The 13,387-nt window shown below is 62.8% G+C and carries 14 protein-coding genes; all 14 read left to right on the forward strand.

The features are described 5' to 3' along the window. The first annotated feature begins 15 nt into the window (after nucleotides 1-15). The 14 genes from ACP8LP_RS12010 (at nucleotide 16) to fabZ (ending at nucleotide 13,381) form a co-directional block, all read left to right on the forward strand. Nucleotides 16-873, forward strand: coding sequence for a mechanosensitive ion channel family protein (locus ACP8LP_RS12010; RefSeq protein WP_138237738.1), 858 nt, complete (start codon nucleotides 16-18; stop codon nucleotides 871-873). 178 nt (nucleotides 874-1,051) lie between these two features. Beyond that, nucleotides 1,052-1,687 (forward strand): ParB N-terminal domain-containing protein, encoded by a 636-nt coding sequence (locus tag ACP8LP_RS12015; RefSeq protein WP_063279834.1) that lies wholly within the window; start codon nucleotides 1,052-1,054, stop codon nucleotides 1,685-1,687. 30 nt (nucleotides 1,688-1,717) lie between these two features. Beyond that, a complete protein-coding gene (locus ACP8LP_RS12020) occupies nucleotides 1,718-2,692 on the forward strand; it encodes an ABC transporter ATP-binding protein (RefSeq protein WP_002522745.1) in 975 nt (324 codons plus the stop codon). 1 nt (nucleotide 2,693) lies between these two features. Beyond that, nucleotides 2,694-3,488, forward strand: coding sequence for an ABC transporter permease (locus ACP8LP_RS12025; RefSeq protein WP_002522746.1), 795 nt, complete (start codon nucleotides 2,694-2,696; stop codon nucleotides 3,486-3,488). Nucleotides 3,489-3,521: 33 nt separating this feature from the next. After that, nucleotides 3,522-4,457 (forward strand): ACP S-malonyltransferase, encoded by a 936-nt coding sequence (locus tag ACP8LP_RS12030; RefSeq protein WP_138237737.1) that lies wholly within the window; start codon nucleotides 3,522-3,524, stop codon nucleotides 4,455-4,457. After that, nucleotides 4,454-5,920, forward strand: a complete 1,467-nt coding sequence (locus ACP8LP_RS12035; protein ID WP_002522748.1) for a class I adenylate-forming enzyme family protein — start codon at nucleotides 4,454-4,456, stop codon at nucleotides 5,918-5,920. The genes ACP8LP_RS12030 and ACP8LP_RS12035 overlap by 4 nt, the downstream gene beginning before the upstream one ends. Then, nucleotides 5,917-6,192, forward strand: a complete 276-nt coding sequence (locus ACP8LP_RS12040) for an acyl carrier protein (RefSeq protein WP_002522749.1) — start codon at nucleotides 5,917-5,919, stop codon at nucleotides 6,190-6,192. Before ACP8LP_RS12035 ends, ACP8LP_RS12040 begins: the two co-directional genes overlap by 4 nt. 4 nt (nucleotides 6,193-6,196) lie before the next feature. Then, nucleotides 6,197-7,384 carry an aminotransferase-like domain-containing protein gene (locus ACP8LP_RS12045; RefSeq protein WP_002522750.1) on the forward strand — a complete coding sequence of 396 codons (1,188 nt, stop codon included), beginning with the start codon at nucleotides 6,197-6,199 and terminating at the stop codon, nucleotides 7,382-7,384. Then, entirely contained in the window at nucleotides 7,381-9,687 is a 2,307-nt protein-coding gene (locus tag ACP8LP_RS12050) for a lantibiotic dehydratase (RefSeq protein ID WP_063279835.1), read from the forward strand. The genes ACP8LP_RS12045 and ACP8LP_RS12050 overlap by 4 nt, the downstream gene beginning before the upstream one ends. Continuing rightward, nucleotides 9,671-10,735 (forward strand): 2,3-diaminopropionate biosynthesis protein SbnA, encoded by a 1,065-nt coding sequence (gene sbnA / locus ACP8LP_RS12055; protein WP_002550502.1) that lies wholly within the window; start codon nucleotides 9,671-9,673, stop codon nucleotides 10,733-10,735. The genes ACP8LP_RS12050 and sbnA overlap by 17 nt, the downstream gene beginning before the upstream one ends. Then, nucleotides 10,732-11,757, forward strand: coding sequence for a 2,3-diaminopropionate biosynthesis protein SbnB (gene sbnB / locus ACP8LP_RS12060; protein ID WP_063279836.1), 1,026 nt, complete (start codon nucleotides 10,732-10,734; stop codon nucleotides 11,755-11,757). The genes sbnA and sbnB overlap by 4 nt, the downstream gene beginning before the upstream one ends. Beyond that, the gene (fabG, locus tag ACP8LP_RS12065; RefSeq protein ID WP_002522754.1) at nucleotides 11,754-12,542 is read left to right on the forward strand and encodes a 3-oxoacyl-ACP reductase FabG; all 789 of its coding nucleotides are present in this window, start codon (nucleotides 11,754-11,756) and stop codon (nucleotides 12,540-12,542) included. Before sbnB ends, fabG begins: the two co-directional genes overlap by 4 nt. A gap of 42 nt (nucleotides 12,543-12,584) precedes the next feature. Beyond that, on the forward strand, nucleotides 12,585-12,881 hold the full coding sequence (locus tag ACP8LP_RS12070; RefSeq protein ID WP_002526080.1) for an acyl carrier protein: 297 nt from the start codon (nucleotides 12,585-12,587) through the stop codon (nucleotides 12,879-12,881). Continuing rightward, on the forward strand, nucleotides 12,878-13,381 hold the full coding sequence (fabZ, locus tag ACP8LP_RS12075; protein ID WP_002522756.1) for a 3-hydroxyacyl-ACP dehydratase FabZ: 504 nt from the start codon (nucleotides 12,878-12,880) through the stop codon (nucleotides 13,379-13,381). The genes ACP8LP_RS12070 and fabZ overlap by 4 nt, the downstream gene beginning before the upstream one ends. The last annotated feature ends 6 nt before the right edge of the window (nucleotides 13,382-13,387 follow it).

Raw genomic sequence — 13,387 nt, forward strand, 5'->3', positions numbered from 1 at the left:
CCGCGAAGGGAGACCATGCCTCCGCTGAAGTCCGACGTGTGGACCTGGGACACGCTGATCCACATCCTCATCATCATCGCCCTTGCGATAGTTGCCCGCTGGCTGCTACGCAAAGGCGTCGACTGGACGATTCGCCTCATGGTGTCGCGCTCGGAGAAGCGCGAGGCCACCATGCCCGGGCGCACCCGCCGTATCCTCGCCGAAGCGACAGGTGCGACTCTCGACAGGCAGAATCAGCGCACGACGACCGTCGGCGGACTGCTCTCGAATGTCGGCGTTGCCGTCATTATCATCGTCGCCCTGCTGTCGGGATTCAGCACCATTGGCATCAAGATCACCCCAATCCTGACCTCCGCCGGAATCGTCGGCGTCGCCCTGGCCTTCGGCGCGCAAACGCTCGTCAAGGATGTCCTGGCGGGACTTTTCATCATCTTCGAGGACCAGTATGGCGTCGGTGACGCGGTGAAGATCAACGAGGTGGAGGGCCTGGTCGAGGACGTCGGCCTGCGCGTGACCCGAATCAGGGATTGGAATGGTGCCGCCTGGTACCTTCGAAACGGGGAAATCACCAAGGTCGGCAATGTGACTCAAGGATGGACGACCTCGTTCACCGACATCAAGGTGCACGCCTTGGAGGACCCGAATCAGGTCATCCGGGTCATCCGGAAGGTCCTCGACGATATTGCGGTCGAATTCGAGGGCACCCTGCTCGACAAGCCCCTGGTCTTGGGAGTCGGCGACATCACCGGCGACACCATGACCTTCCAGGTGATGACGAAGTGCATCGCGAACCAGCATCATGACGTGCTGCGCGCGCTCCGCCGGGACTGCAAGAATGCCTTCGACGCGGCACACATTCGCGGGGCGTTCTGAGTCGACCTTGTGGACACCACGTCATCCACATGACTTGTGTCACATGATTCCCGGACCATCATCAAGCAGATGCTCACCCAACTGTAATGATTTCTGTTCTGAATCTGGACATGCTCTGACCTGCATTCAATGATCAATTCCGTGCGATATTCCACAACGCACGGAGAGGTCGCAGACAATGACAACAGAAAGCATCCCCACGCGGCTGCTCGTGTGGCACGAGCAGACCGATCCGACCAAGCTCCTCAGGATCACCGACGCGATCAGGAGGGGGGATCCCCTTCCCCCCATCGAGGCCATGGCGATCGGCCACAGATTCCTCGTCCTCGACGGTGCGCACCGGGCCCAAGCCCACCAGTACTGCCATCGATCTGAGATCCGAGCCCGCCTCCACAACCTCCCCCTCAGCGCGGAAGTACCAGGCTGGAGCCACTCCATACCCCGCGATGCAGCAGCGAAACTGGCTCACCTACTCCTCCCCGTGGACGCTCTCGGTCAGGCGGAAGTCGTCCTGCACGGGGTGCGCCGTCAGGTGGGGACCGCTTCACAACGACCGCGCGACATCTTTCTCGCCTGCCACCGGATCGCGCGAGTTGCCTACGCGCATGGAATCAGACCTCTCGGCCCGGAGTTCTCCAACGCTCCGACGATCGACGCCGCCACCATGACCTGGCGCCCGCCGAACGTGGGCACGTTGTGGGCCATCGCCAGCAGTCTCGGACCCCTGCCCGCAACTGTGACCCGGTTCGCCCCGATCCTCCGGCACGACGCCATCGGGGATTCCGCGATGACACCCGTCACCTCCGCCGCGTGACGACCCGCGCCAATTCCGCCCCACCACTGGATGAGGGGCAGCCGCGTGGACGATGCTCCTGTTCAGGCAGGGACTCCATACGAGACCAATAGGAAAATCATGATCAAAAACACAAGCCCTCTGACCGTGAAAAATGTCTCGAAAACATTCCGTGGCTCCAGCGGAGAAGCCATCAAGGCCGTGCAAGACGTGTCATTCACCGTTGAGCGTGGTGAGGTTGTGGCATTCCTCGGCCCGAACGGCGCCGGGAAGTCCACCACCATCGACATGGCTCTCGGCCTCACCCGCCCCGACAGCGGCCAGATCGAGGTCTTCGGTACTGACCCGCTCAGCGCGGCCCGGTCGGGACGCTGCACCGCGATGACACAGACCGGCGGGTTGCTGCCCGACCTCACGATTGGGCAGACCATGGAGATCATCTCCTCGCTCTATCGTGGCTCCCACATGAATGCCTGCATGGAGCGAGCAAGGATCACGCATCTGGCCGATCGGCAGGTGTCGATGTGCTCGGGAGGCGAGCGCCAACGACTTCGCTTCGCACTGGCTCTGCTGCCCGATCCTGACTTCCTCATCCTCGACGAGCCCACTGCGGGGATGGATGTGGAGGCGCGCCGGGACTTCTGGGCAGAGATCCACGAGGACACGCGTCGTGGTCGGACAATTCTGTTCGCAACGCACTACCTCGACGAGGTGGACGAGTTCGCCGATCGGGTCATCCTCATCAAGGAGGGCCGCGTCATCGCCGACGACACCTCCGACGCGATCCGCACCATGTCGGGGGGTTGCACCGTTACGGCGACCATTCCCGACTTCTCCCTGGCACGACTGAATCTGCCGGGCACCCAACTCATCAAGCAGGGCGGCGCACGCGTTGATCTGCACCATCCCGATTCCGATGCCCTCGCAGCGCGAGTCATCCAGCTCGGCGGCACCGACCTGCGCGTGGTCCCCCGCAGCCTCGACGACGCCTTCCTCGCTCTCACCTCAACCACCAAGGAGTCCTGACATGACCGCCCAAGCGCTTCCCGCAGTCGCCACTCCCAAGGCCCGCCACCGATCCGCCATCTCGCTGAAGTACTTGTGGTGCGAGATGCGTCGCCCCTTCCGGCGTTCGACGATGCTGTTCAACCTCGCCCTCCCCGCAGTTCTGTACCTGGCCCTGTTCCGCACCGTCCACACCGCCGAGCTGCCGGACGGGAACTTCGCGATGTGGATGATGATCGGCATCGCTGTCTACGGAGCGGCCACTGCGAGCACCAGCTACGCAGCCTCCATCTCCGTCGACGAGGCCAACGGGTGGACCCGCACCATCCGCCTGACGCCGTTGTCGTCGGTCGGGTACGTGCTGGTGAAGGTCCTCTGCGCCATGGCCATCGCCCTGGCCCCGACCCTGCTCATCGGTCTCATCGGGCTGTTGACCGGAGCTCACGGCACGCTGCGGGTCTGGGTAATCGGACTGGGGGCGGCTTGGCTCAGCTCAGCAATCTTCTCCGCCTTCGGCCTGGCTCTCGGACTGTCCCTGCGTCCCGAGGTCGTCATGCACGTCCCCGGCCTGGTCATCACCGGTCTGGCGTTCCTGGGCAACGTCTTCGTCCCCCTCAGCGGGACGATGCTCACCATTGGCCGCTGGAGCCCCGCCTACGGCATCACCGCGCTGGCTCGTTACCCGCTCACCAACGGCATCGACATCGGGGGCGGCCACGACTCCCTGACGGCTGCCCTCATCGGCACCTTCTGCTGGTTCGCCGGATTCGTGTTCTGGGCCTCCCGTCGATTTACCAAGAGCACGGGTCGTCAGTGACAGATTCGGCCGATCTCCGGAAGGAGCAGTGTTATGACCAAGCCCCTCATTGCAGTGGTCACCGCGGGCCAAGGAGCGCAGAAGCCTCGCCTGCTCACGCCATGGCTCAAGGTCCCCGGCGTCACGGAGAAGCTTGCTGCATGGTCCGCTCAGGCCGATGTGGACCTCGTCGAGCTCGGTACCAGGGCGAATGCAGAAACCTTGGCAGCGACCGAGAATGCGCAGCCACTACTGGTCTGTCTCGGAGTCCTCGTCTCGGATCTCCTGGCCGACCAGAACATTGTGCTCGCAGGACACTCCGTGGGCGAGCTGACAGCAGCGTGTCTCGCCGGGGTAGTTGATCCCGGGACGGCCGTCACTCTTGCACGACGGCGTGGACTGGCCATGGCGCGGGCCTGCGCTCTCCACCCGACCACCATGGCGGCCATCATTGGTGACAATCCGGATGACGTCCTCCGGCGGCTCTCGGAACTGGGACTCACGGCTGCCAACATCAACGGAGGCGGACAGATTGTTGCGGCCGGCTCCACCGACGCGATCGCGGAACTGGTGGCGACCCCTCCCAACGGGACCGCAGTCAAGCCGTTGCGAGTTGCTGGCGCCTTTCACACCAAGTACATGACACCTGCGCAGGACGCTTTCGCCCAAGCTGCTCAGGACGTCACCTTCTCCGACCCGCAGCACCCGATCATCTCCAACCTCGACGGGCAGGAGGTCCGGTCCGGCAATGACCTGCGTGAACGGCTGATTGCCCAGGTGACCGCGCCAGTTCGATGGGATCTCTGCATCCAGCAGATCGCGGATCGTCAGCCGGAACTCGCCCTATCGGCCCCTCCGGGGAAGGTGCAGGCGTCGCTCTTGTCTCGGCAGATCCCGGACCTCGTGACGGTCTGCATCACCACACCACGGGAGGCAGCCCAGGCTGCACAGCGGATCGACCAGTCCGTATCCGTCCTTCAGGGGGCATGATGCTCATCCCCGAGTACTTCCTCACAGCCTGTTCGGACCATGCTGAGCGCCTGGCGATCATCACCCACAATGACGTTGTGACGTGGGCCGAACTGGCGACTCGCGTCGACGGTTTTCGGCGCTGGCTGCGGGACCATGGCGTGCACCGCCAGGACAGGGTCGTTCTCCAGACGCCAAGCACCGTAGGCACGGTAGCCCTCATGTGGGCCTGCCTGCTCGACGGCGTGACGATGGTCCCGGTGCACCAGGACCTCACTGCCTCCCAGGTGCAGCAAGTCATCGACGACTGCCGTCCAGCTCTGGTGTGTGGCAGCCCGGACCTCGTCCAACTCCTCAACTCCCCCGGAATGAAGACAAGCACACCTCCAACGCGGCCGGAGTCAACGAGTATTCTGCCGTCCTTGTCCCGGGTCAGCCCCGATGACCTTGCGATGCTCATCTATACGTCCGGCACGACGGGTCTCCCGAAGGGGATCATGTGTCCCCACCGGCAGGTCGCCACCGCCGCACGGATCGTCCATGACTGTCTCGGGTACCGCACGGACGACGTCATTCTCTGTCGCCTGCCGTTGTCCTTCGACTACGGGCTCTATCAGATTCTGATGTCTGCCATCTCCGGTAGCGCGGTTGTCCTGCGGGACGGAGGCGCGCAGGACCGCAACCTGGTGCGCGACATCGCCCGTCACGGCGTCACTGTCGTTCCAGTCGTGCCGTCCATGGCGTCAATGCTCATCACCCTGCAGCGTCGTGATCAGTTGCCGACCATCGTCAGACTGTTCACGAATACCGGGGCGCGTCTGGCACCCGAGACCGCGAACCAGTTGCTCGCAAGCTTCCCCGGCTCCCGCTATGCGTCGATGTATGGCATGACGGAGTGCAAGCGCATCTCCATCCTTCCGGTGGAGGAGTACGAGACGCATCCGGACAGCGTGGGAAGAGCTCTGCCCAGCACTCACGTCGAGATCGTTGACGCTCAGGGAGTTCCGGTTCCGGCGGGCGAGCACGGGGAGATCACGGTGTCCGGCCCGACCGTGATGAACGGCTACTGGCAGGTGCCGAACAGTCCCAGTGGACGATTCCGACCCAGCGGCCACGGCCTCACTCTGTTCACCGGTGATCGCGGCTGGATGGATGAGGAGGGACGTCTCTACCTCCTCGGGCGCGACGACGAGATCGTCAAGCATCACGGCATCCGAATCAGCCTGCAGGAGATCGAGATAGCCGCCGAAGCCGCGCCGGGCGTCGACGCAGTCATCGCTCTCAAGCCGGCCTCCGACTCGGCCCCCATTGAAATCGCCTACTGCGGCAGCACGAGTCCCGAGAACCTGGCCCGCCATCTCGAAACCGTCCTGGACCGGGCGCGACGACCCCAATTCATCCACCAACTCCAGCAGATCCCCCTGACCCGTAACGGGAAACCAAACCGGTCAGCAGCCGCCGAGGCCATCCGCTCAAGGGCGTGACGGCGAAGGCCAACACCCACAGACGAAAGGAAACCACCATGACCCAGGCCGAGTTCAACCAGTTCATCGAGTCCACCTGCTCCGCGACGATCGTGGATCCCGACCGTCCTTTGGTCGATCAGGGCATCGACTCCCTCGGAATGCTCACCCTCATGGTCGCTATCGAGGACAGCCTCGGCATCGAACTGGATCCCGAGTCCCTCGCCGACGGTAGGGGTTCCACGCCCTCCGGTCTTCTGTCCCTTGTCGAGCAGCCGAAAGCGACGGTGTGACGACATGACGACGATGGTTCCTTGCCGCCGTGTGGAGATGCCGCAACTGTTCGACCACATCCCCGGAAGCATCTCTCTCTCAGGAGGGCTGCCCGATCTGAGCGTGCTCCCGAGCAATCAGATCGCCGAACTGACGTCCCGGATCATGCGTCTCGGCTCAAGAATCCTCCTGCAATACTCCACCCCTTCGGTCTCGTCCTCCTTGGTGCCGGCCATCCTGGACCTGGCGGAACGAACATGCATGTCACCGGATCCGCGGAATCTGATCCCGACCGCGGGTTCCCAACTGGGCCTGGCCATGGTGATCAATGCCTTTGACGGCGATGAGATCATCTGTGACTGCGCCACCTATCCCGGGGCGCTGGCCGCCTTCGCCTCTGCCGGCGTGGAAACAACGGGGGTGGCCAGTGACGAGGAGGGGCTCAACCCAGACGCGCTCGCTCACGCCGTCGCAGAGGGTCGGGCCAATGGCCGCCGCATCGCAGCCGTCTACACCACGCCCACCTTCCAGAATCCCACCGGCTCCGTACAGTCCGAGAACCGCCGTGCGGCCCTGCTCAAGGTGTGTGCTGACAATGACCTCCTCCTCATCGAGGACGATCCGTACGGCATGCTGTCCTTCGACGGGCAGACGTGGCCAGCTCTGAAGTCCATGGACCCACAGCGCGTCATCTACCTGGGCACCTTCTCGAAGGTGTTCGCACCGGGCGTCCGTTCCGGCTGGATCGATCCGCCCGCCAATCTTGTCGAGAAACTCCGCGCTGTGTGCGAGATCATGACACTCTCGCCATCAGCCCTCAACCAAGCGATCATCGGCGAGTACCACCGTCGTCACGGATGGGACGAACTGTTGGAGGGCTATCGCGCCTCCTACCGCGACCGAGCCCGTCTCCTCATCGGGGCTCTCGAGGCTGAACTGGCAAGAACGAATTGCACTGGCACGTGGACCTGGCGTGAACCACGGGGCGGCTTCTACCTGTGGTTGGAGAACGTCGCCAGCACCAGCGGTATCGACGTTGCGCGTCGCGCCGCCGACAACGGAGTGGCCGTGGTGCCCGGGAAACACTTCGACGCAGCCGGACACGATTCGCCGAGCCTGCGGGTGTCGTTCAGCAATTCACGCCCGGCTGATCTGGTCGAAGGAGCTCGTCGTCTCGCCCGTGCACTGGTGGGAGAGGACGTTCAGAAATGACTCTCGCGACACGCACCGCCACCGACACCCTGCAGCAGACCTTGCCCTGGGGCACCCACGAACGTCTCGTCTTCGGGCGGGCGCTCCTGCGCAGCACCGGCTTCCCAGCCGAAGGCTTGGCCCTGCTCGACTCCGACGACATCCTCCCCCTCCTCGACTCCTTTCTTGCCGGGGACATCGACAGAACTCACTTCGAGAAGGAATACACCAGTCGCGAGGAGTCCGGCGCAAGGGCGCTCATCAACGTCTTGAAGGACGATGCAGTATCGCGCGCCATCGCATGGCAGAACCCCACCGCGTGGAGGTCCTTCGAATCCCTGTCGTCCACGAGCGGAATCAATGCTTCGACTCGGCGCAAGGTACGCCAACTCGCCCTCTACTGGCAACGTTACTGTTCCAAGGCTGAGACCATTGGATACTTCGGCCCGTTCGCCTGGGCCGAAGTCGACCCGGAGGCCTCTGCGGTCGAATTCATCTCCTCCGACCATCTGATCGACCGTTCCCACGTCGCAATGGAGGCGTGGGCGGTCATTGAGATCGGGAAAGCCCTGGCATCACGGGCCGACCTTCAGTGGTGGATGCCACCAATCCTGTCCCCCGCCGTCGACCTCAACATGGAGAGAGGCACCGTGACGGTGGCTGGACACCAGCCACGACGGGTCCGGGAGGACGAGGCACGAGTTCTCTTCCTGACCGACGGCACCCGTCCCGCCGCCCAGATCGCCAAGAGCCTCGACATGGAGCCCGAGCGGTTGCGCAGGATCCTCGTGGCCCATGAACGTCGTCACACCGTGATCTGGGACGCCAACATCCCTGTCTCAGTGCACGCGTGGGACATCCTGCACGAACGCATTGCCCAGATCGGAGACGCTGGGCTGCGAGATGAGGCCACTGCTGTTCTCACGAGGTTCGACGAGCTTCTGGAGGTCATCCGCAACATTCCCGACGCCCGGTCCCTGACGGAGGCGACGGAATCCCTGTCCCGTCTTTTCGAAACCGTGACAGGAACCTCTTCGAACAGACGTGCGGGCCAGGCATATGCAGCCCGCAGCCTGTGCTACCTGGACTGCACCCGCGCCGGAACCGCCAAGGTTGGGACCCGGCTTCTCGAAGCCCTCGACGCCCCCCTCAACCTCGTCCTACAATCCGCTGACTGGTTCGCGGCGACCTTGGCAAAGGAATACACCACCGAAATCACGGACCTCGCAAATCGAAAGCAGCGGGCCTCCCACCAGCCACTGACCATGGCTGATGTCTGGCCGTCCACGATGTCGCTGTTCTGGGGGGACTCACCGTCCCCACTGCAGCGAGCCGTGACCGAACTGTCACGGCGGTGGAGCAGAGTCCTCGAGGGGCTGCAGCCAGTCGACGGTCGCATCGACACGACATCGTCCGCTCTCTCGGGCGCCGTGGACGAGCAGTTCCCCGTGTGCACCCCGATTCCAGAACTGTCAGTGCACAGCCCGGACCTCCAGGTCATCACCTCGAGCACTGACAACATCGCCTCCGGACGAGTCACTGCAGTCATGGGTGAGCTACATGCCTGTCTGAGCAGTCTCGACATGCCGTTGCTCGAGTGGTCGCTGCCCCATGGTTCCATTCGCGATCGCATCAACACCGCGCTCAACCTGCGACGTCTGGTTCCCTTGTTCCCCGAGACATGGAGGCGCAACACCGGCCGCATGGTTCCAGCGACGGTCGGAGTGGGGGATCGCGCAATCGGGTTCACTCGGACGGCCGATCAAGACCGTGCGAACACATGGTCGATGTCGGCACTGCTGTTCGAGCAGACCGAGGACGGACTCATGATCCGTGATCCCGATGGCAGGCTCTGGACCATCGCACAAGCGTGGAGCGTGCCCATCTCCATGGTCGCCGCCGATGCGTTCAAGATCGGGCTGCCCGGCTCACCAGCCCCTCGGCTCACCATTGACAATCTCGTCGTGTTCCGTCGTACCTGGAGGTTTCCCGCTGGCTCCATCGACATCATGCACGGTTCAGCCGCCGAGAAACACGCTCGGCTGAGGGAGTGGCAGGTCACGAATCACCTTCCTGACCACCTCTTCGTCAAGTTCCCCTCCGAACCCAAGCCGATCTACTTCTCCTTCGAGTCCCCCGCCATGGCCACGGTCTTCACGCGATCACTGCAGCGCGACGCCCGAGAGAATCCAGACAGTCTCGTGACGATGTCCGAAGCACTGCCCGAGCCTCAATCCTCATGGCTGCACGACACCCGGAGCCACCACTACGTCCACGAATTCCGGCTGCAACTGACCAAGGAGCGACATGACGACCACAGTTGAGACACATCCCGAAACACGTGGCACAACCGCGACATCCATCTCCAATCTGATCGGTCACACCCCTCTCGTAAGAATGGACCATCTGTTCGACGGCCTCCCCTTCGAGGTGTACGGCAAGCTCGAGAAGCTCAATCCTGGCGGAAGCATCAAGGATCGAGCAGCACAATCCATGATCGAACGGGCAATTCGACGGGGTGAGATCGTCCCGGGCCGTACGACCGTCATCGAGTCCAGTTCGGGAAATCTCGGCATCGCCGTGGCGATGCTGTGCCAGGAGCACGGCCTGAATTTCATCTGCGTAACCGATGCCAAGGCCACGCCAACGAACATTCGACTCATCGAAGCGTTCGGGGCCACTGTTGAGGTGATCGAAGAACCTCATCCCGAGAGTGGCGAATTCCTCCCCATGAGGCTCAAGAGGGTAAGAGAACTGCTGTCAGAGATTCCAGATGCATGGTGGCCGAATCAGTACGGGAACCCCGACAATCCGGCGGCTCACGAGCGGACTGTCCGCGAGATCATCGAGGCAATCCCGCGGGTTGACACGATTGTCTGCGCGACCGGCTCGTGCGGAACCCTTCGCGGCTGCCACGAAGCATTGCGAAAGCTGTCCCCACGCACCCGACTCGTCGCCGTGGACGCCAAGGGCAGCGCCATCTTCGACGAGGCAGGAGCACCCCATCCCCGCTGTGTCCCGGGACACGGTGCGTCAGTGCGACCGCCGCTGTGGCGCGCGGGGCTCGCCGACCAACTGGTTCTGGTCTCCGACGCGGACTGCGTCGTGGGATGCCAGGAGGCCCTGCGCACCGAGGCTCTTCTCCTCGGCGGATCCTCGGGAGCAATTCTGACGGCCATTCACCGAGTGTCTCCCACGATTCCCGCTGGTTCCACCGTGGTGACGATCCTCCCCGACGGCGGCGAGCGCTACATCGACACCATCTACAGCCGCTCGTGGGTCGACTCACACATCCCCGGGCTGCCCTCTCTCGCCGACTGGGGGGCTCCCAACCCCGCCAATTCGTATGACCTGAACAGAAGTGCCTCATGAAGCTCTACACCAGAGAGACCGTCGAAACTGCGCTTGTCGGGCGTCATGGCCAGGTTCTCAGTGCCGTACAGAGTGCATACATGCTGCATTCGACGGGAGAGACATCGCTGCCATTCTCAACCTTCCTCCGCCCGGCCGGGTATCCGAACGATCGGATCATCGCACTTCCCGCCCACATCGGAGGCGACTTCGACATAGCCGGTATCAAGTGGATCTCATCCTTCCCGGAAAACCTCGACCGGGGCCAGCAACGAGCTTCCTCCGTACTCATCCTCAATAGTCTGGAGACGGGATACCCGACCGCCCTGCTGGAGTCCAGTCAGATTTCAGCAACGCGAACGGCAGCATCAGCCGCCCTGGCCAGCGCCGCCCTCCATGGCTCCGAAGACCATGTCAGCACGATTGGCATCATCGGCTGCGGAACAATCAATCTTGCAACGATCGACTACCTCTTCCACGTGCACCCCCAGATCAACGAGGTCCTCTCCTTCGATCTGAGGCGGGAGCGGGCCCATGAGTTCTCGCACCTCGTCAAGGCTTCGCACCCAGAGGCCCGGGTCCGTGTCGCCAAGGAGCCCGACGAGATTCTGGCCGCAAGCAACACCATCGCGATCGCCACGACCGACTCGAGTCATTGGTTGGACCTTCCGCCGTGGCACGGGCCGGGGCACCAAGTCGTCCTGCACACGTCGCTGCGAGACCTGTCAGTGCCCTCGATCCTGGCAGCGGCCAACGTCGTTGACGATCCTGATCACGTCTGCCGTGAAGCGACGTCCTTGGATCTGGCAACTCAGCAGACCGGCAACCGGGACTTCATCACGGGGAGAATCGGAGACCTCCTTCTTGGCGCGCCGCTGTCCTCAAGTCCTGACTCCCGTGTCATTTTCTCACCCTTCGGGCTCGGCATCCTCGACCTCGCAGTCGCCTCCGTCGTCATTGCTGCCGCCTCCTCTTCAGCAGTCGAGATCAATGGGTTCGACCCCGGGAAACACGCCACAAGCATGATTGAGGTGAATCGATGACCACCACACAGATCAACGACAACACGGCCGTTCTGCGCGACGTATTCCCCGCCGGCTCCGTCGCATTCGTGAGCGGTGCCTCACGCGGAATTGGCGCTGCCTGCGCGACAGCCCTTGCGGCCGCGGGATGCAACCTCGCCATCACTTATCGAAGGAAGGAGAACGAGGCGGCACAAATCGCCGAATCCATTGAAGCCATCGGGCGCCAGTGCATCACAATGCAGATGGACGTAACCGATGAGAACCAAGTGACCAGAGCCTTCCGCATCATTCGCCAGCATTACGGACGCCTGGACGCCGCGGTCTTGAACTCGGGAATCACCAGTGACGGGCATCTTGCAACAATGAGCCGCTCCAAGTGGAGCTCGGTGATCGACACGAATCTGACCGGAACCTTCCTCTGCACGCGCGAGGCGACCAAGGCCATGTACTCGTCCGGTGGCTCGATCGTCATGGTCGCGTCCACCAGTGGAGTTGCAGGGCGACCGGGCCAGGCCAACTACGCAGCCAGCAAGGGCGGAATCGTTGCCATGATGAAGACGCTGGCCCCGGAGGTTGCGGCAAAGAACGTCCGGGTGAATGCGGTGGCACCCGGCTTCATTCAGACCGACATGGTGGCGGCCGTTCCAAAAGCGGCACTCGCCCAGGCAATCCAACACATCCCCATGGGCCGTCTTGGCCTGGCACAGGAGGTTGCGTCAGCCGTTACCTTCCTGGCCTCCCCGCTCGCCGCCTACATCACAGGGAAGACCCTCACTATCGATGGCGGAATGATCAACGGCTGACCCCAGGACCCGCACACCCCCAGTACCGAGAAAGGAACAACAATGACCGAGATCACCCACACTGCCAACAGCATCCGAACCCGCGCCGAGGAACGTTCCAACAAAGCTTGGCGCCTGAAGGAGGAGATCATCTCCAAGCTCGGTCTCGAGACCAAGCCAGAATATGTCTCGGACAACCAACCGCTCTTCGGACGTGGCCTTGAGATGGATTCCCTTGACACTCTCGAAGTCGTCGTCGCCGTCAACAATGAGTTCGGAGTCTCGGTCAACGACGACGACGTACAGGCGTTCGGCTCGATCAATGCCATGGTCGATTTCATCGAGGTGAACGAGAAGTGAGTTCTCTTGCGCTCGAGGCGCCACCCAAGGACGCCCGTAAGAAATTCGCCTACGACAGCGATGCCATCAAAACGATGCTCCCACATCGTTGGCCGATGCTCATGATTGATCGCGCCTACGACGTCGTCCCAGGGAAATCGGGCAAAGGCATCAAGTCGGTCAGCGTCAATGAGCCGTTCTTCGCCGGTCACTACCCTGACCATTCCATCATGCCCGGCGTCATGATCGTCGAGTCGATGGCTCAACTCGTGGCCGTCATCTACGTAGCCGAGGCCATTCAGAACAATCCCGGCATGACGTCGCACGACGCACGTTCAAGCGTTGGTTATCTCGGCGCGATCCGTCAGATGAAGTTCCGACGCCTCGTCACTCCGGGCGACCAACTCACCCTCCACGCCCAGCTCGGCGAGAAAGTGGGGGCTCTGCGCGAGGTTTCCGTGAGAGCACTCAATGGCCGGGATGTCGTCGCCCAGGGGGAACTCGTCGTCACCGAGCGGTGACACCCA

This window comes from Cutibacterium sp. LaCa_89 (assembly GCF_058177555.1).